We start from the raw sequence: 25,620 nt of genomic DNA on the forward strand, positions 1-25,620 counted from the left end.
TCCCGATGATGAACAGTGAACATCGCAAACCATTGCCCGGCACCGCGCTGGATTACTTCGATGCCCGTGCGGCCGTCGAAGCGATCAAGGCCGGTGCCTACGCCACTCTGCCGTACACCTCGCGCGTGCTGGCAGAAAACCTGGTGCGCCGCTGCGATCCGGCCACCCTCAAGGCTTCGCTGAGCCAGTTGATCGAGCGCAAGCGCGATCTGGACTTTCCGTGGTTTCCGGCCCGCGTGGTCTGCCACGACATTCTCGGCCAGACCGCACTGGTCGACCTGGCCGGTCTGCGCGACGCCATCGCCGACATGGGCGGCGACCCGGCGCAGGTCAATCCGGTGGTGCCGGTGCAACTGATCGTCGACCACTCGCTGGCCGTCGAATGCGGCGGCTTCGATCCCGATGCGTTCAACAAGAACCGCGTCATCGAAGACCGCCGCAACGAAGACCGTTTCCACTTCATCAACTGGACCAAACAGGCGTTCAAGAACGTCGAAGTGATCCCGCCGGGCAACGGCATCATGCACCAGATCAACCTGGAGCGGATGTCGCCGGTGATCCAGGCGCAGAACGGCGTGGCCTACCCGGATACGCTGGTCGGCACCGACAGCCACACGCCCCATGTCGATGCGCTGGGCGTGATCGCCATCGGCGTCGGCGGCCTGGAGGCGGAAAACGTCATGCTCGGCCGCGCGTCGTGGATGCGCCTGCCGGACATCATCGGCGTCGAGCTGAGTGGGCGCCCGCAACCGGGCATCACCGCCACCGACGTGGTGCTGGCGCTGACTGAATACCTGCGCAAGCAGAAAGTCGTCGGTGCGTACCTGGAATTCTACGGTGAAGGCGCGCGGGCGCTGACCCTGGGCGACCGCGCGACCATTTCCAACATGGCCCCGGAATACGGCGCCACGGCAGCGATGTTCGCCATTGATCAGCAGACCATCGATTACCTGACTTTGACCGGACGCGACGACCAGCAGGTCAAACTGGTGGAAACCTACGCCAAAGAAGCCGGCTTGTGGGCTGACAGCCTGGTCAGTGCCGAGTACGAGCGGGTATTGAACTTCGACCTGTCCAGCGTAGGCCGTAACATGGCCGGGCCGTCCAACCCCCACGCCCGCGTGGCCACTGCCGATCTGGCGGCCAAGGGTATTGCCGGCGCCTGGCAGGAAACGCCAGGGCAGATGCCGGACGGCGCAGTGATCATCGCCGCCATCACCAGTTGCACCAACACCAGCAACCCGCGCAACGTCATTGCCGCAGGGCTGCTGGCGCGCAACGCCAACAAGGTCGGGCTGACCCGCAAGCCGTGGGTGAAATCCTCGCTGGCGCCGGGCTCGAAAACCGTGGCGTTGTATCTGGAAGAGGCCGGGCTCAAATCCGAGCTGGAGCAGCTGGGCTTTGGTGTGGTGGCGTTCGCTTGCACCACCTGCAACGGCATGTCCGGCGCGCTGGACCCGATGATTCAGCAGGAAATCATCGACCGCGACCTGTACGCGACCGCCGTGTTGTCCGGCAACCGCAACTTCGACGGGCGTATTCATCCGTACGCCAAGCAGGCGTTTCTCGCTTCGCCGCCGCTGGTGGTGGCTTATGCGATTGCCGGGACCATCCGTTTCGACATTGAGAAGGACGTGCTGGGCGTTGCTGCCGACGGCAAGGAAATCCGCCTGAAAGACATCTGGCCGAGCGACGAGGAAATCGACGCGGTGGTTAAACAGTCGGTCAAGCCGGAGCAGTTCCGTCAGGTCTACATCCCGATGTTCGCTGTGCAGGACGACACCGGCCCGAAAGTCGATCCGCTGTACGACTGGCGCCCGATGAGCACCTACATTCGCCGACCGCCGTACTGGGAAGGCGCACTGGCCGGCGAGCGCACTCTGCAGGGCATGCGCGCGCTGGCGGTGCTGCCGGACAACATCACCACCGATCACCTGTCGCCGTCCAACGCCATCATGCTCGACAGTGCTGCTGGCGAGTACCTGGCGAAAATGGGCCTGCCGGAAGAAGACTTCAACTCCTACGCGACCCACCGCGGCGACCACCTGACCGCACAGCGGGCGACCTTCGCCAACCCGAAACTGTTCAACGAAATGGTCCAGGAAAACGGCAAGGTCAAACAGGGTTCGCTGGCGCGGATCGAGCCGGAGGGCAAGGTCACGCGGATGTGGGAAGCCATCGAGACCTACATGGAACGCAAGCAGCCGCTGATCATCATCGCCGGTGCCGACTACGGTCAGGGCTCGTCCCGCGACTGGGCGGCCAAGGGCGTGCGTCTCGCCGGCGTTGAAGCCATCGTCGCCGAAGGTTTCGAGCGCATTCACCGCACCAATCTGGTGGGCATGGGTGTATTGCCGCTGGAGTTCAAGCCGGGCACCGACCGCAACACCCTGGGCATCGACGGCAGTGAAACCTTCGACGTGATCGGTGAGCGCACGCCACGGGCGACCCTGACCCTGGTGATCCTGCGCAAGAACGGCGAACGTGTGGAAGTGCCGGTCACTTGCCGTCTGGATACCGGTGAAGAAGTGTCGATCTACGAAGCGGGCGGGGTGCTGCAGCGATTCGCGCAGGACTTCCTCGAATCGGCCGCCGTGGTCTGACCATGGCTCTTGCGTAGCAGTCCGGCTTGCCGGCGGCAGCGTTCCAGAGGACGTCACTGCCGACGAGCCGGACGGCTACAGGTAAACGTGTCGCATGGAGGCGACCTGGAAACTCTACCGTTAAAGGAAAGCAATCTCATGGCTCATACAGCGCAGATCAAGATCCCCGCCACCTACATGCGTGGAGGCACCAGCAAGGGCGTGTTCTTCCGTCTGCAGGATTTGCCCGAAGCGGCTCAGGTGCCGGGAGCGGCCCGTGACGCCTTGCTGTTGCGGGTAATTGGCAGCCCCGATCCCTATGCCAAGCAAATCGACGGCATGGGGGGCGCCACCTCCAGCACCAGCAAGACCGTGATTCTGTCGAAAAGCAGCAAGGCCGATCACGACGTCGACTATCTGTTCGGGCAGGTGTCCATCGACGCGCCTTTCGTCGACTGGAGCGGTAACTGCGGCAACCTGTCGGCGGCTGTCGGGCCTTTCGCGATCAGCAATGGCCTGGTGGACGCCGGGCGCATTCCGCACAACGGTATGGCCGTGGTGCGCATCTGGCAGGCGAATATCGGCAAGACCATCATCGCCCATGTGCCCATCACCGACGGGGTGGTGCAGGAAACCGGCGATTTCGAGCTGGACGGCGTGACCTTTCCGGCCGCCGAAGTGCAGCTGGAATTCATCGATCCGGCGGCGGAAGAAGAGGGCGCCGGTGGTTCGATGTTTCCTACCGGCAATCTGGTGGACGAACTGGAGGTGCCCGGCATCGGCACGTTCAAGGCGACCCTGATCAACGCCGGCATCCCGACTATTTTCGTCAACGCTGAAGACATCGGTTACACCGGCACCGAGTTGCAGGACGCCATCAACAGCGATCCGGCGGCCTTGAAGCGCTTCGAGACCATTCGTGCCTACGGCGCCGTGCGCATGGGCCTGATCGCCCATGTCGACGAGGCTGCGAAGCGTCAGCACACACCGAAGGTGGCCTTTGTTTCGGCACCGAAAGCGTATGTGTCGTCCAGCGGCAAATCGGTGGGGGCGGGCGATGTCGATCTGCTGGTTCGCGCCATGTCCATGGGCAAGCTGCACCACGCCATGATGGGCACGGCGGCGGTGGCCATTGGCACGGCGGCGGCGATTCCCGGCACGCTGGTCAACCTGGCGGCGGGCGGTGGCGAGCGCAGCGCCGTGCGTTTCGGCCATCCGTCCGGCACCTTGCGGGTCGGCGCGGAGGCTGAGGTGGTGGGCGGCGAGTGGTCGGTCAAGAAAGCCATCATGAGCCGCAGCGCGCGGATCTTGATGGAAGGCTGGGTGCGGGTGCCGGGCGACGTGTTCTGAGCAATGATCGGCTTTACTGTCAGGCGCTGGACAATCTGTGGGAGCGAATTCATTCGCGATGCGGTAGTACGGCCAATGCATCTTCAGTGGATGTACTGGCCTCTCGCGAATGAATTCGCTCCCACAATCGATCTGCGATCAGGCGGAGCTTCTGCCTGATGCTTGAGTCCTGCGACATATCGTCGCTATTTGAACCGCCGCTCGACCCCTTTTTCCACCAACACTTTCGCGGAGATTTCCTCCACCGAGAAGTGCGTGGAATTAATATTTGGAATGTTCTCGCGACGGAACAGGTTTTCCACTTCGCGCACTTCGAATTCGCACTGGGCGAAACTCGAATAACGGCTGTTGGGCTTGCGCTCGTGACGAATGGCGGTCAGTCGGTCCGGGTCGATGGTCAGGCCGAACAGCTTGGCGCGGTGTTGTTTCAGCACAGGCGGCAGTTGCAGGCGTTCCATGTCGTCTTCGGTCAGCGGATAGTTGGCGGCGCGAATGCCGAATTGCATGGCCATGTATAGACAGGTAGGGGTCTTCCCACAGCGCGAAACACCCACCAATATGATGTCGGCCTTATCGTAATAGTGCGTTCGGGCGCCGTCGTCGTTGTCCAGGGCGAAGTTCACTGCCTCGATCCGCTCCATGTAATTGGAGTTGTGGCCGATGGAGTGGGATTTGCCCACCGAGTAGGAAGAGTGTGAACTAAGCTCCTGCTCCAGCGGGGCCAGGAAGGTCGAAAAGATGTCGATCATGAAGCCGTCGGACGTCGCCAGGATCTCGCGAATGTCCTGATTGACGATGGTGTCGAAGATGATCGGACGGGCTTCGTCCTTCTCCGCGGCCTTGTTGATTTGCTGGACCATGGCGCGGGCTTTCTCGACGCTGTCGATGTACGGCCTGGTGAACTTGTTGAACGTAATGTTTTCAAACTGCGCCAACAGGCTTTGGCCGAGGGTCTCGGCGGTGATGCCGGTGCCGTCGGAGATGAAGAAAGCGGATCGTTTCATTTGTGCCCTGGGCCTTAAGCTGTTGACGATTCTTGGATATCATAGGCGCGCTTGCACGCCATGACTGGCGGCATTCTTGCCTATTTTCAGAATCCGGACCACCAGGGCGCTGAATTGCAATCCCAAGGATTCAGCCCCCATGCTTTTCCCAACAACAAATCGGTTAGTGGAGAGATCACCTTGGTAGAGTACGTAGTTTCCCTCGATAAGCTCGGCAAACATGATGTTGAGCATGTGGGGGGCAAGAACGCATCCCTCGGCGAGATGATCAGCAATCTGGCGGGCGCAGGTGTATCCGTCCCCGGTGGCTTCGCCACTACAGCTCAGGCCTATCGTGATTTTCTTGAGCAGAGTGGCCTGAACGATCAGATTCACAAGGCACTCGATGCCCTGGACGTCGACGACGTCAACGCGCTGGCCAAGACCGGCGCGCAGATTCGTCAGTGGATCATGGAGGCCGAGTTCCCCGAGCGGCTCAACGCCGAAATCCGCACGGCCTTCGCCGCACTGTCGGCGGGCAATCCGGACATCGCCGTGGCCGTGCGTTCTTCCGCCACCGCAGAAGACCTGCCTGACGCGTCGTTTGCCGGCCAGCAGGAAACCTTCCTCAATATCCGTGGTGTCGACAACGTGATCCGCGCGGCGAAAGAAGTGTTCGCTTCGCTGTTCAACGACCGCGCCATTTCCTACCGCGTGCATCAGGGCTTCGACCACAAGCTGGTGGCCCTGTCTGCCGGCGTGCAGCGCATGGTCCGCTCCGAAACCGGTACCGCCGGCGTGATGTTCACCCTGGACACCGAATCCGGTTTCCGTGACGTGGTGTTCATCACCGGCGCCTACGGCCTGGGCGAAACCGTCGTGCAGGGCGCGGTGAACCCGGACGAATTCTACGTCCACAAGCACACCCTCGAAGCCGGTCGCCCGGCGATCTTGCGCCGTAATCTGGGCAGCAAGGCAATCAAGATGATCTACGGCGACGAGGCCAAGGCCGGTCGTTCGGTCAAGACCGTCGACGTCGATGCCGCCGAGCGCGCGCGTTTCTGCTTGAGCGACGAAGAAGTCAGCAACCTGGCCCGCCAGGCGATGATCATCGAGAAGCACTACCAGTGCCCGATGGACATCGAGTGGGCCAAGGACGGTGACGACGGCAAGCTGTACATCGTTCAGGCGCGTCCTGAAACCGTGAAGAGCCGCAGCTCGGCCAACGTCATGGAACGCTACCTGCTCAAAGAAAAGGGCAACGTTCTCGCCGAAGGCCGCGCCATCGGCCAGCGCATCGGCGCCGGCAAGGTGCGGATCATCAAGGACGTCTCGGAGATGGACAAGGTCCAGGCCGGCGACGTGTTGGTCTCCGACATGACCGACCCGGACTGGGAACCGGTGATGAAGCGCGCCAGCGCCATCGTCACCAACCGTGGCGGCCGTACCTGCCACGCGGCGATCATCGCTCGTGAGCTGGGCATTCCGGCCGTGGTCGGTTGCGGCAACGCCACCGAACTGCTGAAGGACGGTCAGGGCGTCACCGTGTCCTGCGCCGAAGGCGACACCGGTTACATCTTTGAAGGCGAACTGGGCTTCGACATCAAGCAGAACTCGGTCGACGCCATGCCGGAGCTGCCGTTCAAGATCATGATGAACGTCGGCAACCCGGACCGTGCCTTCGATTTTGCCCAGCTGCCCAACGCCGGTATCGGCCTGGCGCGTCTGGAGTTCATCATCAACCGCATGATCGGCGTACACCCGAAAGCGCTGCTGAACTACCCGAACCTGCCACTGGACATCAAGGAAAGCGTCGACAAGCGCATCGCCGGTTACAACGACCCGGTCGGCTTCTACGTCGAAAAACTGGTCGAGGGCATCAGCACCCTGGCTGCGGCCTTCTACCCGAAAAAGGTCATCGTGCGTCTGTCGGACTTCAAGTCCAACGAATACGCCAACCTGATCGGCGGCAAGCTGTACGAGCCGGAAGAAGAAAACCCGATGCTGGGCTTCCGCGGTGCTTCGCGTTACATCAGCGAAAACTTCCGCGACTGCTTCGAACTGGAATGCCGTGCCCTCAAGCGCGTGCGCAACGAGATGGGCCTGACCAACGTCGAGATCATGGTGCCGTTCGTGCGCACCCTGGGCGAAGCCAGTCAGGTGGTCGATCTGCTCGCCGAAAACGGCCTGGCCCGTGGCAGCAACGGCCTGCGCGTGATCATGATGTGCGAACTGCCATCGAACGCCCTGATGGCTGACGAATTCCTCGAATTCTTCGACGGTTTCTCCATCGGCTCCAACGACCTGACCCAGCTGACCCTGGGCCTGGACCGCGACTCCGGGATCATCGCGCACTTGTTCGACGAGCGTAACCCGGCGGTCAAGAAGCTGCTGTCCAACGCCATCCAGGCCTGTAACAAGGCCGGCAAGTACATCGGCATCTGCGGCCAGGGCCCGTCGGACCACCCGGATCTGGCGCGCTGGCTGATGGAGCAGGGCATTGAAAGCGTGTCGCTGAACCCTGACTCGGTACTGGAGACCTGGTTCTTCCTGTCCGAGCAGGACGCTCCAAACTGATGTAAATCGAGTAAGATGCTGGCCCGTCGATGCGGGCCGGTTTCCTTGAGAGGGGCGGCCTTGACGAGTCCGCCCTTTTTCATGGGCCATTTTCAGCGTCCGGTGCGACAGTGCGTGTCGCGCCGGGTGCGCGCCATTTCAGAGTCAAGCAAGAGCGATATGCAGAGCAGCAGTCTTCTATTTCCCGTGGCCTTGATCAGTGCCGAGCGACGCGGCGATCTGATCGAGGATGTCTACCGCCTCAAACCCGGCAACAGCCTCGATTTCACCGTCGAGCTGGCGCTGACCCGTCTGGGGCGGGTGGACGCGCCCGATGACCGGGGCGTTCCGGTGATCCTGCTGCATGGCAGTTTTTCCAACCGACGTTTCTGGTATTCGCCTAAAGGCATCGGTCTGGGCGCCTATCTGGCCCGTGCCGGTTTCGATGTGTGGATCCCGGAGATGCGCGGCCATGGGCTGTCGGCCCGCAACGAGGCCTATCGGCACAACCGCGTCGCGGACTATGCCCGCTATGACTTGCCGGCAATTGCCGCATTCGTCAGCGAGCAGAGCGGGCAGACGCCGCACTGGATCGGTCATTCCCTCGGCGGTACGACACTCGCCGCAGCGTTGGGCGGGCACTACATGGGCGTGGAGCAGGTGGCCTCGGCCGCGCTGTTCGGCAGCCAGATCACCCGCACCTACTGGCCGTTGAAAGTGCCGCCGCTGCAGTGGAGTTCGCGCCTGCTGCTTAAGCGCTTCGAGCATGTCTCCGGCCCGCGTTTCAAGCGTGGCCCGGAAGACGAGCCGATGGGGGTGATTCTGGAAAGCATGCGCTGGCACGGCCTGTTTGGCCGGTTCGGCGACAAGAAGGACGACTGGTGGTCGGGCCTGCGCCATGTTCAGGTGCCGGTCTGGTGCGTGACGGCCAAGGGCGATCATCAGGACCCCGAATGGGCCTGTCGCGAGTTGTTCGAACAGTTCGGTTCCGAGGACAAGGCATTTCTCTGCCTGGGTCGCGAGACGGGGTTCAGCGAAGATTTCGGCCATGTGCAGATGCTTGTCAGCAAGGCGGCCCAGGCGCAGGTCTGGCCGCGGGTAGCCGACTGGCTGAATGGGCGGATCGCCGGGGTAAATGCTGAATCAACGCTGAACATGGTCACAACTCCTTGATTCAGAGCCTTCCGGGCATTCCTATGTCGGGCGCTTGGGGCTAAGCTACGCGCCACATCGATCCGCCGATGCAGCCAGCGTGCGCGACTCGTCGGTCAGGGTTTTGTCCTATATAAGGAAGCAATGTGGGCGTTGGCGCGGTCAGACGTGCGAGCCCCGGGATCTGTTCAAACAGGTCTATCCTTCGACGAAGCTCTCACTGACAGGAGTTAACCATGCACTACATCACCCCGGATTTGTGCGATGCCTACCCGGAACTGGTCCGCGTAGTCGAGCCGATGTTCAGCAATTTTGGCGGTCGCGACTCCTTTGGCGGAGAAATCGTCACCCTCAAGTGCTTTGAGGACAACTCGCTGGTGCGTGAGCAGGCCGACCAGAACGGCAAGGGCAAGGTGCTGGTGGTCGATGGCGGTGGTTCGCTGCGATGCGCCTTGCTTGGCGACATGCTGGCCGAGAAGGCTGCGAAGAATGGCTGGGAAGGCATGGTGATTTACGGCTGTGTGCGCGATGTCGACGTGCTGGCGCAGACCGACCTCGGTGTGCAGGCTTTGGCCAGCCACCCGCTGAAGACCGAAAAACGCGGTCTGGGGGATCTGAACGTGGTGGTCAGCTTCGGCGGCGTGACTTTCCGCCCCGGTGAGTATGTGTATGCCGACAACAACGGCATCATCGTGTCGCCAAGCCCTTTGAGAATGCCGGACTGACCGGTGCATGACAGGACAGCGAATGGTCGAGGATACAAACGCGCAGTGGGGGCTGGTACATGCCCTGGTACTGGACGGTAAAGGCGGGGCGCGTTCAATAGCTCGAACCGAACTGGATAGCCTGCAACTGGAGCCCCACGAAAGCGTATGGCTGCACTGGGATCGTAGCCATCCGCAGACCCAGACCTGGCTGCGTACAGCCAGCGGGCTCAATGAGTTTGTCTGCGATCTGCTGCTTGAAGAAAACACCCGGCCGCGGCTGTTGCCGCTGCCGGACGAACAATTGCTGCTGTTTTTGCGCGGGGTCAACCTCAACCCGGGCGCCGAGCCGGAAGACATGGTCTCGGTGCGCATCTTTACTGCTGCCCAGCAGGTGATTTCCCTGCGTCTGCGCTCGCTGCGCGCCACGGATGAGCTGATCGAGCTGTTCGGCGATGGCAAAGGGCCGAAAACCGCCTCGGAGCTGCTTTTGTATCTCGCTCAGTTGCTCACCGACAAGGTGCAGGCAGTGGTCAGCGAGCTGACCGAACTGGTCGACGACATGGAAGAGCGTATAGATGCCGACGAACGGTATATGCCCGAGCACGGCAACATGGTGCACATCCGTCGAAGGGCGGCCGGGTTGCGGCGTTTTCTGGCGCCGCAGCGGGAAATCTACGCGCAGCTGACCCGCAGCAAAATGCCCTGGTTCGTTGAAGACGATGCCGACTACTGGAACGAGTTGAACAACAGTCTGACCCGTTACCTCGAAGAGCTGGAATTGACTCGCGAGCGCGTGGGGCTGGTGCTTGAGGCCGAAGACAGGCGCCTTAACGAGCGGATGAACCGGACGATGTACCGCTTCGGTATCATCACCGGCATTTTTCTGCCGATGAGTTTCATCACCGGCTTGCTGGGGATCAACGTTGGCGGAATTCCGGGGTCGGACAATACCCACGGATTCATGCTGGCATGTGGCCTGATGGTGGTCGTCGCGGTGGGGCAAATCTGGTTGTTCAAGCGCCTGCGCTGGATGTAACGGGAAAAAAAGGCCCATGCGTTTTGTGACTTGTAGAAAACGCCCTGCGTCTGTCAGTGACATCACGTGAGGTGCCTATGCACGACCCGTTCGAAGAATCACTGCGCGACATGCTCAATTCGTCGTCCTCCAGCCGGGATGACAATGCGGTTTTGGGGCGCGTGTTGAAGACCGCCAACCGTCAGGTCGGAGCAGGGGACCTGTTCAGCCTGCTCGGGCGTTGCATGCAGGCAATGATGATCGCCGTGAACAACGGCTCGGCTCACGTTTCACCGGTTTCCCGTCGCAAGACGACACCTGGCGGTATTTCAGACAAGGCTGATTGAATATGGAATTGGATCTCTGGACACAGAGTCTGGTCACCGCAATGACTGCGTTGTGGACCAAAGTCGCGAACTTCATCCCGAACCTGTTCGGCGCTCTGGTGGTTGTTCTGTTGGGTTTTGTCGTCGCCAAGCTGCTCGACACCCTGCTGTCCAAATTGCTGGCAAAACTGGGTCTGGATCGCCTGATGGGCGGCACCGGACTGACAAAACTGATCGGTCGTGCAGGCATTCAAGTGCCGATTTCGACGCTGATCGGAAAGATCGTGTATTGGTTTGTGCTGTTGATTTTCCTGGTTTCGGCGGCAGAATCCCTCGGCCTTGAGCGGGTCTCGGCGACGCTGGACATGCTGGCGCTGTACCTGCCGAAGGTGTTCGGCGCAGCGCTGGTGCTGCTGGTAGGTGTGCTGCTGGCGCAACTGGTCAACGGCATCGTGCGTGGCGCGGCTGAAGGCGTAGGCCTGGATTACTCGGCGGGCCTTGGGCGGATTGCCCAGTGGCTGGTCATTATCATCAGTATTTCGGTGGCAATCAGCCAGCTCGAGGTGAAAACCGACCTGCTGAACCATGTCATCGTGATTGGATTGATTACCGTTGGTCTGGCCGTTGCGCTGGCCATGGGCCTGGGAAGCCGCGAAATCGCAGGGCAGATCCTGGCCGGAATTTATGTGCGGGAGCTGTATCAGGTAGGGCAACAAGTGCGTATTGGAGAGGTCGAAGGCCTGATCGAAGAGATTGGCACGGTGAAGACCACGCTGCTGACCGATGAGGGAGAGTTGGTGTCGCTGTCCAACCGCGTCCTCCTCGAACAACGCGTAAGCAGCCGCTGAACCGGCAAATCTGCTAATGTATGCCGCCGCAAAATCCGGGACACCCCGGGCGGCGGCCATTTACTCGACTGTCGGCACGACCTGTTTTGAATAAAGCCCAATCGCACTCACTGCGTTACGACCCCCGCGAGCTCACTGATGAGGAGCTGGTTGCGCGCTCGCACGCCGAGCTGTTTCACGTGACCCGGGCGTACGAGGAGCTGATGCGGCGCTACCAGCGGACACTTTTTAACGTCTGCGCGCGCTATTTAGGGAACGATCGCGATGCGGATGATGTCTGTCAGGAGGTGATGCTTAAGGTGTTGTATGGATTGAAGAATTTCGAGGGCAAATCGAAGTTCAAGACCTGGCTCTACAGCATCACCTACAACGAGTGCATCACGCAGTACAGGAAGGAGCGGCGCAAACGTCGATTGATGGATGCGCTGAGTCTGGACCCCCTCGAGGAGGCGTCGGAAGAGAAGGCGCCGAAGACCGAAGAGAAGGGCGGACTCGATCGCTGGCTCGTGCATGTGAACCCGATTGACCGTGAAATCCTGGTGCTTCGATTTGTCGCAGAGCTGGAATTTCAAGAGATCGCAGACATAATGCACATGGGCCTGAGTGCCACGAAAATGCGATACAAAAGGGCACTTGATAAACTACGCGAGAAATTTGCAGGCGTTACCGAAACTTAACTCGGGGCAAATATCTCTAACGGGCAGGCAAGTTCTGATAGACTTGCCGATGAGTTGTCCCGGGAAATCGGGACCGCTTCACAATCACCAGATGGGGATTTAACGGATGAAACTGAAAAACACCTTGGGCTTGGCCATTGGTACTATTGTTGCCGCAACTTCGTTCGGCGCGCTGGCACAAGGCCAAGGCGCAGTCGAAATCGAAGGCTTCGCCAAGAAAGAACAGTTCGACAGCGCTCGTAATTTCAAAAATAACGGCAACCTGTTCGGCGGTTCTGTTGGCTACTTCCTGACCGACGACGTTGAATTGCGTCTGGGTTATGACGAAGTGCACAACGTCCGTAGCGACGATGGCCGGAACATCAAGGGCGCGAACACTGCTCTGGACGCTCTGTACCACTTCAACAACCCGGGCGACATGCTGCGTCCGTACGTTTCGGCTGGTTTCTCCGACCAGAGCATCGGCCAGAACGGCCGTGGTGGTCGTGACCGCTCCACCTTCGCCAACATCGGCGGCGGTGCAAAACTGTACTTCACCGACAACTTCTACGCCCGTGCTGGCGTTGAAGCTCAGTACAACATCGACCAGGGTGACACCGAGTGGGCACCAAGCGTTGGTATCGGTGTGAACTTCGGTGGCGGCTCCAAGAAAGTTGAAGCGGCTCCTGCTCCTGTTGCAGAAGTCTGCTCCGACAGCGACAACGACGGCGTTTGCGACAACGTCGACAAGTGCCCTGACACCCCAGCGAACGTTACCGTCGACGCCAACGGCTGCCCAGCTGTTGCTGAAGTCGTACGTGTTGAGCTGGACGTCAAGTTCGACTTCGACAAGTCGGTCGTCAAGCCAAACAGCTACGGTGACATCAAGAACCTGGCTGACTTCATGAAGCAGTACCCACAAACCACCACCACTGTTGAAGGTCACACTGACTCCGTCGGTCCTGACGCTTACAACCAGAAACTGTCCGAGCGTCGTGCTAACGCCGTTAAACAGGTTCTGGTCAACCAGTACGGTGTTGGTGCTAACCGCGTGAACTCGGTTGGCTACGGCGAAACCCGTCCGGTTGCTGACAACGCCACCGAAGCTGGCCGCGCTGTTAACCGTCGCGTAGAAGCTCAAGTAGAAGCCCAGGCCAAGTAATTAGCCCACGCTCTACGAAAAACCCGGCTCCGGCCGGGTTTTTCTTTTTCTGCGCCAACGATAAAGGTTCGATCATTGTTTAATTGATAGCGATTTAATATTTCGCCTGGCCATTATACCGTGTCAGACACGCTATCGGGAACGGCAGCGTCACCAGTAACAGCAACCACATCAAAGCGTACACGGCGTCTACACCGTCATTCTGCAGATTGACGAACAGTTTCACGGGAATGCCCTGAGGGAAGTAGGCGAACACCATGACAATGCCGAATTCGCCGATCACCCGGCCCCAGGCGATTGCCAGTCCTGTCGCCAGAGACCGCTGTGCAACGGGCAACGTGACACGATGAAAACCCTGCCAGGGTGAGCAACCGAGACTGCGCGCGGCTTCTTCCAGATGGCGCGGTACGGCGGCGAAAGCAGCTGTGGCCGTGAGGACGAAATACGCCAGACCGCCATACAACTGAGCCAGCACGAACGCCATGGCATTGTTGGACAGCACCACACCCAGATGCCCCAAAAACGTGCCCAGCGTGCTGTACGGGCCGAACGCCGACACCAGCAAAATCCCCATCGCCAGTGGTGGCGTCAGCAACGCCATCAACACCAGTCCCTGCACCACACTTCGCCATTTCGAGCGGCTACGCGCCAGCCAGAAGGCCAGCGGCGTGCCGAGCAGCACCATCAGCAGCATCGAGATGCAGGTCAAACCCAGCGACGTGCCGACGGCCTGCCAGTCCCCATAGGCCAGATGAAGCTCGCCCCATGCGGTCTGCCCGATCAGGGTGAGAAAGGGCAGTGCCAACAACAGGCCCGCAGGCAGGCCGAACCAGACGACGCCACGCGACATCGGCATGTGCCTGCTCATCGATGCAGGGTTTCACCCTTGGGCTGGCCGTAGCCGTTCTGACTGAACAGCGCCTGGCCGTCGGACGAGCGCAGGAAGTCGACAAAAGCCTGGCCGCGCGCGCCATTGGCGGCGTTTTTCAGCACGGCGGCGTAGAACACCAGTGGCTGCGGGGTCAGGTGCTGTGGCTGGCCGTTGCTGCCGGTCAGGTCGAGGCTGACGGTGTCGTACCAGCTTTTGGCGAAGGCCGGATTGCTCAGGTTGATCTCGTCGGGCAGCGCGACGTAGGGCAGTTTTGCCGACAGCGTCGCGCTCTCATAACCCGATGCGGCGTCAAGCTGGCCGGCTTGCAGGCGGCTAAGCAGGCCACCTTCGCCGTAAACCTGCTGCGGATTCTGTGTGTCGCCGAGCACTGCCTGACTCAGGCCGGGCTGACGATAGTACTTCTCGGCGAGCATCAGACTGAAAATGATGTTCTGACCCTGGGGATCGACGCGGGCATCAGTGCGCCCGAATTTCAGTCCAGGCTGTTTGAGCACCTGCCACCACGGCGTACCGGCGCCGTCCTTGTTGCTGGCGGCGAGGGCGGCGGCAAACGGGCTTTTCGGGTTGTAGGCAATCACCATGCGGGTGCTGGCCACCGGGACGGCGTCATCCACCAGACCGGCTTTCTGCAGAATCTCGATCGGGCCGGGCGTCACCGAAACGAACACGTCCGCAGTGGCTTTGCCCGATGCCAGCAGGCGTGCGAGGCCATAAGCGCCTTCGCCCTGGCCCTGATAATTGACATGCTGGCGGTCGGCGAATGCCGGGCCGATGAACTTGTCCATGACAACGCCCATGGAACCGGCGTAAGCCACGCGGAAATCATCCGCCGCAAAGCTTGATGTCGAAGCGGCCAACAGCAGGCTACCCATGGCCACAGCCAATTTGTGTCTGATCACGGCAATACCCCTTATCGCGATATGTGAAAAGCTATACAGCGCGCGATGGTAGCCGAGTGATCGTCGGGAAATCTGGCGTTTATGGCGCCTGGATGGCCTGTTGGGAGCTGGTCGCGCAAGGTTGTCCGTTACGCGCTATTGCCGCGACAAGATGCTCTGCGGTTCAGTGCCTCATCAGCCAGATCAACAGCAGCAGATTCAGCAGCAGCGACAGCAGGGCAAGGCCGCGCCAGACCTTCAGCGGCTCGCGCTCCAGCAACGGCCGAGGGCGGGTGTCCAGCGTCGCCAATTCACCCCGTTCAAGCTGCAACAGCCATTGCTCGGCGGTTTCAAAGCGCTTTTCCGGTGCAGCTTGCAGGGCTTGATCGAGATGCCGTTCCAGCCACTCAGGTACATCCGGCCGATAGCGGCTGACCGGCACTGGCGTGGTGAAGCGGCGATGCTGAAACGCTTCGATTTCGCCATACGGGTAGTGACCGGTCAGCAAGTAATACAGGGTGACGCTGGCCGCATACAGATCCAGCGCGGGCGCAGGCTCTGCACCCGCGAATGCTTCAGGCGCAATGAAACTCGGGGTGCCCGGTACGTCGCCGGGCAGGCTGGCTGACAGACCTGGGCAGAACGCCAGGCCGAAATCCAGCACGCGCAGCTCGTCGTCATCGTCGATCAGCAGGTTTTCCGGTTTGATGTCGCGGTGAACGATGTTGCGCCGATGCAGCAAACCGATGGCGCCGATCAGGCTCCGGGCAAGTTTGAGCCACTGCGCCAGTTCCTGCGGGCCCTGTTGCTCGAAAACCTGCGCCAGGGTGCGTCCGGGGTATTCGCGCATCACGTAATACAGGTGCTGCCGGTCGCCGAGCGGATGCAGCTCGGGGAAGAAGCGCCCGGCGACCCGGCGCAGAAACCACTCCTCCAGCAACAAGGCCTGGCCTGCACCTTGTTCATCCGAACGGCTTTGCGGCAGGGTTTTCAGCAACCAGCGGTGCTGCTGGGCATCGCGAACGCGGTACAGCAGGGACTGCCGGGAATCGCCCAGTCGCGCCTCGACCTGCCAGCCCTCGAAGCGCTGACCGACCTTCAGCGCGGGTGGCAGCGGCCACTGCTGCAACTGAAACAGGGTGTCGCCCAGGGTGTCGCTGCCCAGTTGCTCGATCTCGATCAGCAGCGCGCTGGCATTGTCCTGACCATCGGCCAGATGCGCCGATTGCACCAGCGTGCGCACCGCAGCGTCCAGATCATGCTGTTCGTTGAGAATCGAACGGATGCGGCTGTCGTCCAGCACCGACCAGACGCCATCGCTGACCAGCAACAGGCGTTCGCCCTCGCGCAGCTCGCCGTCCAGATAATCCATGACCACATACTGATCCAGCCCCAGTGCTCGCTTGAGCACATGCTGCATGTCCGGCTGTTCCCAGACATGATCCTCGCTGATTCGTTGCAGTTCGCCGTCGAACCAGCGATAGGCCCGGCAGTCGCCGACGTGGGCGAGGGTAAAGCGTCGCCCGCGCAGGACCAGCGCGCTCAGGGTGGTGAGCAGGCCATTGGCTTGCAGCCAGCGGTTCTGCGCCAGCAACAGACGGTCCAGCGCCTGCGCCACTCCCCAGGTTTCTGGCGTCGAGTAGTAGTCCAGCGCCAGCGCCTGCAAGGTTGAGCGCGAGGCCAGACCGCCATCGATGCACTGGCTGACGCCGTCGGCCAGCGCGAAGAGATAGCCTTTGCTGGCCGCCAGGGCCGGCGCCGGGGTGACCATGCGCAGAGCATCCTGATTCTCGGCGCGCGGGCCGCTGGCGCTGTATTCCGCGCAACGCAACTGCAGGCCGGTGGCCGGTGGGGCTGGCAACGTCAAAGGCTGATTCATGGGCAGGACTTGCAGCAATCAGACGCGCGCAGCGGTGACGGCGGCGGAACCCCAGGTGGTTCTCCAGCGACGTTTGACGTTCATCAGGCCGAACCAGGCCAGCACGCCCAGCAGGGCGAACAGCCACAGGCCCAATTGGTAGTCACCAGTGTTCTGCTTGATCGCGCCCAGGCCGGCTGCCAACAGGAAGCCGCCAACGCCGCCGGCCATGCCGATCAGGCCGGTCATCACGCCGATTTCCTTGCGGAAACGCTGCGGCACCAACTGGAACACCGCGCCGTTACCGGCACCCAGACCGAGCATCGCGGCGACGAACAGCGCCAGTGCCGCCCACGAGCTGGGCAGGTTGAAACCCACGGCCGCGATGCAGATGGCGGCCACGGCGTACATCCCCGACAGCGTGCGAATACCGCCGAAACGGTCGGCCAGCGCGCCGCCCAGTGGGCGCATCAGGCTGCCACCGAACACGCAGGCGGCGGTGTAGTAGCCGGCGGTCACCGGGCTCAGGCCGTATTGGTCGTTGAAATAGCCGGGCAGGGCGCTGGCCAGGCCGATGAAGCCGCCGAAGGTGACGCTGTAGAAGAACATGAACCACCAGCTGTCACGGTCGCCCAAGGCCTTGAAATAGTCGGCCATGGATTTGGCTTTTGGCCGTTCCGGAGCGTTGCGCGCCATCAGCGAGAAGGCGATCAGGGTCAGTACCAGCGGCGCTACGGCAAAACCGAACACGTTGCTCCAGCCAAAACTGGCGGCCAGCACCGGTGCGATCAGCGCGGCGAATACGGTGCCCGAGTTGCCGGCCCCGGCGATGCCCATGGCCTTGCCCTGGTGCTGTGGTGGATACCATTGCGAGGCCAGCGGCAAAGCGACGGCGAACGACGCGCCGGCCATGCCGAGGAACACACCCAGCAGCAGGGCTTGCTCATAGCTGTGGATGCCCAGTTGCCAGGCGCAGAACAGTGCAACGATGACAATGACCTGGCCGATGATGCCGGCGGTCTTTGGCGACAGTTGGTCGGCCAGCATGCCCATCAGGAAGCGCAGGAACGCGCCGGCCAGAATCGGTGTGGCGACCATCAGGCCGCGCTGCTGGGTGGTCAGGTGCAGGTCGGCGGCGATCTGCACGGCGAGCGGGCCCAGCAGGTACCAGACCATGAAGCTCAGGTCGAAATAGAGGAATGCTGCAAACAGCGTGGGTTTGTGGCCGGCTTTCCAGAAACTTGTATTCATCTCACACCTCATCTGCAGGAAATCATTGTCGGTGCGTTGTTGCTTGCTTGCACCGTCACGGGTCAGGTCTTGCAGGTGAAGCACCATGGCGGCGCTCCACCCGGCCCGTTTTCTGGGGGCCAAAACGCAAAAAACGTCGCAACCCGTTCCGCGTTGGCGAAGGGGTGTGCGACGTCTTTGTCGTGTGTGGAGGCAACCGCCGTTGGCTACCTGTGAAACCTATCTAGCAAAACGTGGGCCAGATGATGGAACGTAGGGCCGCGCTTGCCCGCGATGGCGTCATCACCGACACCGCTTCGTTTCTGAATCAACGCCATTCGGTGTAGGAGCTGGCTTGTCCTGCGACCGGCGACGCAGTCGTCGTAAAACCTGCGCACTCGGTGTGTCTGATGGATTGCTGGTCTGCTAACGCAGCCTTGTTTCGCCTTCGGCACGTTACGCGGTCCCTTGTAGGAGCTGGCTTGCCCTGCGAGCGGCGACGCAGTCGTCGTAAAACCTGTGCACTCGGTGTGTCTGGCCTGACGCTTTAGCTGCTAACGCAGCTTGGTTTCGCCTGACGGCGAGTTACTTGGAAAAGCCCCAAGTAACCAAGGGCTTCTTACGCCGCCATCCGGTGCCTCGCCACAGGCTCGGCATACCCGCACTCCGGCAATGCTCCGTGGGCCCGCCGCGAATGGGCCATCCATGGCCCACGCGGCTCTCGCGGCATCCATGCCGCTCGGCGCCACTGCGCATCGCCTGCGTTCGGCCTTCTGGAACGGGGCCCCAAGGTCAAAAGCTGAAAAGCAAAAGCCAAGCGAGCGCATTCCCTGTGGGAGCGGGTTCGCCCGCGAAGGCGCCGTCACCAGCACCACCAACTCTCTGGCTGAACGCAATTTGCACGTAGCAGTCAATGCCAGCTGCCTTTGCTTCTGGCCGAAGGCGGTAGGAGCCGGCTTCTGTGGTGGTTTTACGGATTGTGTTGCCATGCGCAGATCCGGCGAACACTGTCTATCCGTGGGAGGGAGCTCTGCTCGCGATAGCAATCTGGCAAACGCCCCGACAACCACTGATTCAGCGCCCTTCAGCAGATCAATAAACACAGATCACCCCAACAACTCACTCATGGCGATGATCTGCTCGGCCACCTGAATCAGCTTCTGCTGCCGGCTCATGGCCTGGCGCCGCATGAGGGTGTAGGCCTCTTCCTCGTTGCAGTTTTTCATTTTCATCAGCAGGCCCTTGGCCGTTTCGATGCGTTTGCGTTCGGCCAGTTGCTGGTCGCGGGCGTGCAATTGTGCGCGCAAGTCCTGATCGCTCTCGAAACGTGCCATCGCTACATCAAGGATCGGCTGCAGACGCTGGGCGTGGATGCCCTCGACGATGTAAGCACTGACGCCGGACTTGATCGCCTGGCGCATCACGCCGGGGTCGTGCTCGTCGGTGAACATGACGATGGGGCGGGGCAAATCGCGGGTGACCAGTACCACTTGCTCCATCACGTCGCGGCCCGGCGATTCGGTGTCGATCAGGATCACGTCCGGGCGCACGGCATGTACGCGGGCGGGCAGGTCGATGATCAGTCCGGACTCGTCGATCACCTCGAAACCGGCCTCGACCAGCGCGGCTTTCAGCCGGCCGACTTTCTTTGGCGTGTCATTGATCAGCAGGATTCGCAGCATGTCGGCGTTCCTCCTGCTGTTGAGTATCACCCAGTGCATGAAGTTTGAAACTGCGGGCGTAACCGGCCGGGTCGCTGCCATCCCAGACCTTGCCGTCGATCAACTGGCTGCTGCGCATGGACGAATCCGGCACGGGCACGCCGAGTGCGTTGGCGGCTTGACGATAAAGATCCAGTTGCTGGACCTGGCGGGCCACGACGAAGTAATCCGGATCTTCGCGCAGCAGGCCCCAGCGGCGGAATTGGGTCATGAACCACATGCCGTCGGACAGATACGGCATGTTCACCGTGCCATTGCGGTAGAAACGCACGGCGTGGTGATCGTGCCAGTGGTTGCCGAGACCGTCGTCGTATTCGCCCAGCAGACGCGCTTCGATGTCTTGCACTGGCGCGTCGACATACTCGGGCGCGCTGAGCAGTTGCGCGGTGCTGCGGCGGTTGTCCAGGCTTTGTTCGATAAAGCGGCTGGCCTCCAGAATCGCCATGACCAGCGCGCGGGCGGTGTTGGGGTACTGCTGGACGAACTTCAGGCGACAGCCGAGGACTTTTTCCGGATGGTCCGGCCAGATCGCCTGGGTGGTCGCCAGGGTAAAACCGAGCTGCTGGCGGACGGCGCTGGCGCCCCAGGGTTCGCCGACGCAGAAGCCGTCGATACGCTTCGCCTTGAGGTGCTCGACCATTTGCGGCGGCGGCACCACCACGCTATCGACGTCGTGCAGCGGGTGAATGCCCTGGCTCGCCAGCCAGTAATACAGCCACAGCGCATGATTGCCGGTGGGGAAGGTCTGGGCGAAGGTGAGTTTTGATTCGCTTTGGTGCGTGCGCCGATCCAGTGCGTCAGGAGTGAGCACGGCGGCTTCCTGCAACGCGCGGGACAGATTGATGCTCTGGCCGTTCTGGTTCAACCCCATCAGCACCGCCATGTCTTTGGCCGGGCCGCCGAGGCCCAGTTGGGCGGCGTACACCAGTCCGTAAAGGCTGTGGGCGGCGTGCAGTTCGCCGTTGACCAGACGGTCGCGCAGGCTGGCCCAGGACGGCTGGCGCTGCAGGTTGATGTTCAGGCCATAAGGCTGGGCGAAGCCCTGGGTCGCGGCAACGATCAATGAGGCGCTGTCGGTCAGGGCCATGAAGCCGACGTCGATGCTGTTCAGTTCCGGCGCATCACTGCCATTGACCCAGGCCAGCGAGGTGTTGAGGGTGTCATTCATGTTTTCGGTTCCGCCTGAAGACCGTCTGCTGTTGCCGACGAAGGGCCTTCCATAAAAAAACGCCGCCTCGTCCGGGCCATGGCCGGGACGACAACGACGTCATTGTCCGATGCTCCGCGCCGCCATTGGCGCGAGGTGGTCAAACAGGCTCAAGCAAGCGATATGCCAGCGAACCGCAGCAAGCACGGCAAACTTCGCGACACGCCCGGCGCGGGCGTCTATAATCCGCCGCTGACTTCAGCCGCAAACGAGCCGCGCCCGCCCATGTATAACCTGGCCCGCCAGTTACTGTTCAAACTCTCCCCGGAAACCTCCCACGATCTGTCCATCGACCTGATCGGTGCCGGCGGCCGTCTGGGGCTCAACAGCCTGTTCAACAAGGCGCCGGTGCGGTTGCCGGTGACGGTCATGGGCCTGCAGTTTCCCAACCCGGTCGGCCTGGCTGCCGGTCTGGACAAGAACGGCGCGGCCATCGACGGCTTTGCCCAACTGGGCTTCGGTTTCGTCGAAATCGGCACGGTCACGCCGCGGCCACAGCCGGGCAACCCCAAGCCGCGGATTTTCCGTCTGCCCCATGCCGAAGGCATCATCAACCGCATGGGCTTCAACAACCTCGGTGTCGACAATCTGGTCAGCCGCGTGCAAGCCGCCAAGTACAACGGTGTGCTGGGCATCAACATCGGCAAGAACTTCGACACCCCGGTCGAGCGCGCAGTCGATGACTACCTGATCTGCCTGGACAAGGTTTACGCCCACGCCAGCTACGTCACGGTCAACGTCAGTTCGCCGAACACCCCGGGCCTGCGCAGCCTGCAATTCGGTGACTCGCTCAAGCAACTGCTCGAAGCCTTGCGCCTGCGTCAGGAGGCCCTGACCGAGCGTCACGGCAAGCGCGTGCCACTGGCGATCAAGATTGCGCCTGACATGAGTGACGAAGAAACCGTACTGGTCGCCAGTGCGCTGCTGGAGTCGGGCATGGATGCGGTTATCGCCACCAACACCACGCTCAGCCGTCAGGGCGTCGAAGGCCTGCCCCATGCTGACGAGGCCGGCGGTCTGTCCGGTGCGCCGGTGCGCGAGAAGAGCACGCATATCGTCAAGGTGCTGGCGGGTGAGTTGGGCGGCAAACTGCCGATCATTGCCGCTGGCGGTATCACCGAAGGGCGTCATGCGGCGGAGAAGATCGAGGCGGGTGCGAGCCTGGTGCAGATCTATTCGGGCTTCATCTATAAAGGCCCGGCGCTCATTCGCGAGGCGGTAGACGCCATCGCCGCAATGCCGCGTTAAGTGCTCGGAATAAAAAGAGGGGTTCCTCAAGGGAACCCCTCCTGGGCTTCTCAGCCCGCCGCCCGGATGGGGCGCGCATGGTGATGGGAAATCGGCTCGCGTTGTAAAAGGAATCCTGTCGTTTCGGAATCTACCTTTCGTTACGTTGTTCGTTGAGTGTCAGCCGACCGCGTGAAGTTCGTTGAGTCTGTGGATACCCGCAGTGCCGGTCATACCGTCCCAGTTGTCGCCGCGTCCTTCCCGCCAGCCATTGATCCAGGCTTGGCGCACAGACGGTAGAGTAAAGGGGCAAAGCTCACGGGATTTACCAGTTACGCCGTATTGATATCCGCGCGAAAAAGCTCTTTCCAACGGATCACGCTTAAGTCTTCTCATAGGGTGTTGCCCTCGTTTGTTGACTGTTATGTCCCTGGAGACCTCAGGTTGAGGTCGGGCAGAAATCATCTGCCGTTACAAGCCCGCTGCCGGCGTCACGGGCGTGGTGCTGTCGTCGTTGCGGCGACAACCTGAGTTGATTTCTAACCAATGGACGGGATGCTGTGAATGACCGTTTTGTCATAAGAACGTAACCATTCAGGCATTACGACGATAAGAAGTGTCGTGTTTTACGACGCTGTTTTTCTGGCAAGGCCCCTGAACCGTGGCTCTCCACGGATATCGCCAGTGCTTCTCATGTGCATGAGATGGCCGATTGGCGTCAGAGATAAAACGACGAAGGGTCGGTGATGTGACTTTTTATTGCCGCCGTTGTCGTGCTGAATAGTGGTTTTTTAATATCACACTGTTGGCTGATTTTATGGCTGATGGTCTGCCGCAGACGAAATGTATCGCTGCGGTGGAGGCACAACCGGTGTGCCGCGCAGGCGTTCTCCAAGAAAGGCGTCTGTTTGAAATCGGGCCGGACAATGCGTAGTCCCGCCATATGAATGGAATACCCATGTCGGACCGTTACGAACTGTTCCTCACCTGTCCCAAAGGCCTCGAAGGTCTGCTCGCTGAGGAAGCCACGGCCCTCGGCCTGCAGGAAACCCGCGAACACACGTCCACCATTCGCGGCGACGCCGACATGGAAACCGCCTACCGGCTGTGTCTGTGGTCGCGCCTGGCCAACCGTGTGTTGCTGGTGCTCAAGCGCTTCCCGATGAAGAACGCCGAAGATCTCTATCACGGCGTGCACGACATCGACTGGGCCGACCATCTGGAGTCCGATGGCACCCTCGCCGTTGAATTCAGCGGCCACGGCTCGGGCATCGACAACACCCACTTCGGTGCGTTGAAGGTCAAGGATGCGATTGTCGACAAACTGCGCGCCGCCGACGGTTCGCGTCCGTCCGTGGACAAGATCAACCCGGACCTGCGCGTACACCTGCGCCTGGACCGTGGCGAGGCGATCCTCTCGCTGGACCTGTCCGGCCACAGCCTGCACCAGCGCGGCTATCGCCTGCAGCAAGGCGCCGCGCCGCTGAAGGAAAACCTGGCGGCGGCGGTGCTGATCCGCGCCGGCTGGCCACGCATCGCTGCCGAAGGCGGCGCGCTGGCCGACCCGATGTGCGGTGTGGGTACGTTCCTGGTGGAAGCGGCGATGATCGCCGCCGATATTGCGCCGAACCTCAAGCGCGAGCGCTGGGGCTTTTCCGCGTGGCTGGGCCACGTCCCGGCGCTGTGGCGCAAGCTGCACGACGAAGCGCTGGCCCGCGCCGAAGCCGGTCTGGCCAAACCGCCGTTGTGGATTCGCGGCTACGAAGCCGATCCACGGCTGATCCAGCCGGGCCGCAACAACGTCGAGCGTGCCGGCCTGAGCGACTGGATCAAGATCTATCAGGGCGAAGTCGCCACCTTCGAACCGCGTCCGGACCAGAACCAGAAAGGCCTGGTCATCTGCAACCCGCCGTACGGCGAGCGTCTGGGCGACGAAGCGAGCCTGTTGTACCTCTACCAGAACCTCGGCGAGCGTCTGCGTCAGGCGTGCCTGAACTGGGAAGCTGCGGTGTTCACCGGCGCGCCGGACCTGGGCAAGCGCATGGGCATTCGCAGCCACAAGCAATATGCGTTCTGGAACGGTGCGTTGCCGTGCAAGCTGTTACTGATCAAGGTGCTGCCGGACCAGTTCGTCACCGGTGAACGCCGCACCCCTGAACAGCGTCAACTGGAGCGTGAGCAGGCCGAAGAGCAGGTCAGCCGCGAGCCGGTGCGCCTGAACAAGAACGGCAACCCGATCCGCGAACCGGCACCGGTGGTTGAACAGGCACGCCTGAGCGAAGGCGGGCAGATGTTCGCCAACCGTCTGCAGAAGAACCTCAAGCAGTTCAGCAAATGGGTCCGCCGTGAAGGTATCGACTGCTACCGGGTCTACGACGCCGACATGCCGGAATACTCGCTGGCCGTCGACCTGTATCAGGACTGGGTGCATGTGCAGGAATACGCTGCGCCCAAATCGATCGATCCTGAAAAGGCCTCGGCGCGCCTGTTTGATGCGCTGGCGGCGATTCCGCAGGCGCTGGGTGTCGACAAGAGCCGCGTGGTGGTCAAGCGTCGCGAGCGCCAGAGCGGCACCCGTCAGTACGAGCGCCAGAGCGCCCAGGGTCAGTTCCTCGAAGTGAAGGAGGGCGGCCTCAAGCTGCTGGTCAACCTCACCGATTACCTGGACACCGGTCTGTTCCTCGACCACCGGCCGATGCGTCTGCGCATCCAGCGCGAAGCGGCGGGCAAGCGTTTCCTCAACCTGTTCTGCTACACCGCGACCGCCAGCGTTCACGCGGCCAAGGGCGGGGCGCGCAGCACCACCAGTGTCGACCTGTCGAAAACCTACCTGGACTGGGCGCGGCGCAACCTGTCGCTCAACGGTTTCTCCGACAAGAACCGTCTGGAGCAGGGTGACGTCATGGCCTGGCTGGAAAGCGCGCGGGACGAATACGACCTGATCTTCATCGACCCGCCGACCTTCTCCAACTCCAAGCGCATGGAAGGCGTGTTCGACGTGCAGCGCGACCAGGTGCAACTGATCGACCTGGCCATGGCGCGTCTGGCCAAGGACGGCGTGCTGTACTTCTCCAACAACTTCCGCAAGTTCCAGCTCGAAGACAACCTCAGCGAGCGTTATGCCGTGGAAGAAATCACCGCGCAGACCATCGACCCGGATTTCGCCCGCAACGGCAAGATCCACCGCGCCTGGAAGATCACCGCGCGCTAGGCCGATCACGATCGGGTAACCGGTGCAACGCCGGTTACCCGTCGGGCGACATGCTGCAC

General features: G+C 61.4%; 21 protein-coding genes. 12 read left to right on the plus strand and 9 right to left on the minus strand.

Annotated features, from left to right (window positions below; all coding sequences use genetic code 11):
* Positions 1-8: 8 nt before the first annotated feature.
* Both acnD and prpF read left to right on the plus strand, forming a co-directional pair.
* Positions 9-2,603 (plus strand): Fe/S-dependent 2-methylisocitrate dehydratase AcnD, encoded by a 2,595-nt coding sequence (acnD, locus tag ACIPL0_RS15700; protein WP_400598436.1) that lies wholly within the window; start codon positions 9-11, stop codon positions 2,601-2,603.
* Between the two features lie 138 nt (positions 2,604-2,741).
* Entirely contained in the window at positions 2,742-3,932 is a 1,191-nt protein-coding gene (prpF, locus tag ACIPL0_RS15705) for a 2-methylaconitate cis-trans isomerase PrpF (RefSeq protein ID WP_400598438.1), read from the plus strand.
* Between the two features lie 185 nt (positions 3,933-4,117).
* Here prpF and ACIPL0_RS15710 read toward each other — a convergent pair whose 3' ends face one another.
* Positions 4,118-4,936 (minus strand): pyruvate, water dikinase regulatory protein, encoded by an 819-nt coding sequence (locus tag ACIPL0_RS15710; protein ID WP_400598440.1) that lies wholly within the window; start codon positions 4,934-4,936, stop codon positions 4,118-4,120.
* A gap of 39 nt (positions 4,937-4,975) precedes the next feature.
* Positions 4,976-5,170 (minus strand): hypothetical protein, encoded by a 195-nt coding sequence (locus tag ACIPL0_RS15715; protein WP_400598442.1) that lies wholly within the window; start codon positions 5,168-5,170, stop codon positions 4,976-4,978.
* Here ACIPL0_RS15715 and ppsA point away from each other — a divergent pair.
* The 8 genes from ppsA to ACIPL0_RS15755 all read left to right on the plus strand — a co-directional run bounded on the left by ppsA (position 5,117) and on the right by ACIPL0_RS15755 (position 13,337).
* Complete coding sequence (ppsA, locus tag ACIPL0_RS15720) at positions 5,117-7,492, plus strand: phosphoenolpyruvate synthase (protein ID WP_400598444.1); 2,376 nt, start codon at positions 5,117-5,119, stop codon at positions 7,490-7,492. The genes ACIPL0_RS15715 and ppsA overlap by 54 nt on opposite strands.
* Before the next feature lie 159 nt (positions 7,493-7,651).
* Positions 7,652-8,644: an alpha/beta fold hydrolase gene (locus ACIPL0_RS15725; RefSeq protein ID WP_400598445.1), complete on the plus strand. Its 993-nt coding sequence runs from the start codon at positions 7,652-7,654 to the stop codon at positions 8,642-8,644.
* Between the two features lie 215 nt (positions 8,645-8,859).
* On the plus strand, positions 8,860-9,348 hold the full coding sequence (rraA, locus tag ACIPL0_RS15730) for a ribonuclease E activity regulator RraA (RefSeq protein WP_400598447.1): 489 nt from the start codon (positions 8,860-8,862) through the stop codon (positions 9,346-9,348).
* A 22-nt stretch (positions 9,349-9,370) separates the two neighbouring features.
* Positions 9,371-10,366, plus strand: coding sequence for a zinc transporter ZntB (locus ACIPL0_RS15735; protein WP_400598449.1), 996 nt, complete (start codon positions 9,371-9,373; stop codon positions 10,364-10,366).
* A 77-nt stretch (positions 10,367-10,443) separates the two neighbouring features.
* Positions 10,444-10,692, plus strand: coding sequence for a CrfX protein (locus ACIPL0_RS15740; protein WP_400598450.1), 249 nt, complete (start codon positions 10,444-10,446; stop codon positions 10,690-10,692).
* A 2-nt stretch (positions 10,693-10,694) separates the two neighbouring features.
* Positions 10,695-11,519: a mechanosensitive ion channel domain-containing protein gene (locus ACIPL0_RS15745; protein ID WP_400598452.1), complete on the plus strand. Its 825-nt coding sequence runs from the start codon at positions 10,695-10,697 to the stop codon at positions 11,517-11,519.
* Between the two features lie 86 nt (positions 11,520-11,605).
* A complete protein-coding gene (gene sigX, locus ACIPL0_RS15750; RefSeq protein WP_400598454.1) occupies positions 11,606-12,196 on the plus strand; it encodes an RNA polymerase sigma factor SigX in 591 nt (196 codons plus the stop codon).
* A 106-nt stretch (positions 12,197-12,302) separates the two neighbouring features.
* Positions 12,303-13,337, plus strand: coding sequence for an OmpA family protein (locus ACIPL0_RS15755; protein WP_400598456.1), 1,035 nt, complete (start codon positions 12,303-12,305; stop codon positions 13,335-13,337).
* Between the two features lie 94 nt (positions 13,338-13,431).
* On the opposite strand, the gene ACIPL0_RS15760 is transcribed toward ACIPL0_RS15755, so the two are convergent.
* From ACIPL0_RS15760 to ACIPL0_RS15785, 6 genes are all read right to left on the minus strand, one after another.
* Positions 13,432-14,193 (minus strand): molybdate ABC transporter permease subunit, encoded by a 762-nt coding sequence (locus ACIPL0_RS15760; RefSeq protein WP_400598457.1) that lies wholly within the window; start codon positions 14,191-14,193, stop codon positions 13,432-13,434.
* A gap of 8 nt (positions 14,194-14,201) precedes the next feature.
* Complete coding sequence (locus ACIPL0_RS15765; RefSeq protein WP_400598459.1) at positions 14,202-15,128, minus strand: extracellular solute-binding protein; 927 nt, start codon at positions 15,126-15,128, stop codon at positions 14,202-14,204.
* A gap of 163 nt (positions 15,129-15,291) precedes the next feature.
* Complete coding sequence (locus ACIPL0_RS15770) at positions 15,292-16,986, minus strand: protein kinase (protein ID WP_400598461.1); 1,695 nt, start codon at positions 16,984-16,986, stop codon at positions 15,292-15,294.
* A gap of 18 nt (positions 16,987-17,004) precedes the next feature.
* Entirely contained in the window at positions 17,005-18,216 is a 1,212-nt protein-coding gene (locus tag ACIPL0_RS15775; RefSeq protein ID WP_400598463.1) for a nitrate/nitrite transporter, read from the minus strand.
* A gap of 1,085 nt (positions 18,217-19,301) precedes the next feature.
* Complete coding sequence (locus ACIPL0_RS15780) at positions 19,302-19,877, minus strand: ANTAR domain-containing response regulator (protein ID WP_400598464.1); 576 nt, start codon at positions 19,875-19,877, stop codon at positions 19,302-19,304.
* Positions 19,852-21,084, minus strand: a complete 1,233-nt coding sequence (locus ACIPL0_RS15785) for a CmpA/NrtA family ABC transporter substrate-binding protein (RefSeq protein ID WP_400598466.1) — start codon at positions 21,082-21,084, stop codon at positions 19,852-19,854. The genes ACIPL0_RS15780 and ACIPL0_RS15785 overlap by 26 nt, the downstream gene beginning before the upstream one ends.
* A 264-nt stretch (positions 21,085-21,348) precedes the next feature.
* On the opposite strand from ACIPL0_RS15785, the gene ACIPL0_RS15790 reads away from it, so the two are divergent.
* On the plus strand, positions 21,349-22,371 hold the full coding sequence (locus ACIPL0_RS15790) for a quinone-dependent dihydroorotate dehydrogenase (RefSeq protein WP_400598467.1): 1,023 nt from the start codon (positions 21,349-21,351) through the stop codon (positions 22,369-22,371).
* Positions 22,372-22,530: 159 nt separating this feature from the next.
* Here ACIPL0_RS15790 and rmf read toward each other — a convergent pair whose 3' ends face one another.
* Positions 22,531-22,746, minus strand: coding sequence for a ribosome modulation factor (rmf, locus tag ACIPL0_RS15795; RefSeq protein WP_010223328.1), 216 nt, complete (start codon positions 22,744-22,746; stop codon positions 22,531-22,533).
* Positions 22,747-23,308: 562 nt separating this feature from the next.
* On the opposite strand from rmf, the gene rlmKL reads away from it, so the two are divergent.
* Entirely contained in the window at positions 23,309-25,561 is a 2,253-nt protein-coding gene (gene rlmKL, locus ACIPL0_RS15800) for a bifunctional 23S rRNA (guanine(2069)-N(7))-methyltransferase RlmK/23S rRNA (guanine(2445)-N(2))-methyltransferase RlmL (protein ID WP_400598468.1), read from the plus strand.
* The last annotated feature ends 59 nt before the right edge of the window (positions 25,562-25,620 follow it).

Origin of the sequence: Pseudomonas sp. NPDC090208 (genome assembly GCF_044746785.1) — a bacterium.
Taxonomy (GTDB): domain Bacteria; phylum Pseudomonadota; class Gammaproteobacteria; order Pseudomonadales; family Pseudomonadaceae; genus Aquipseudomonas.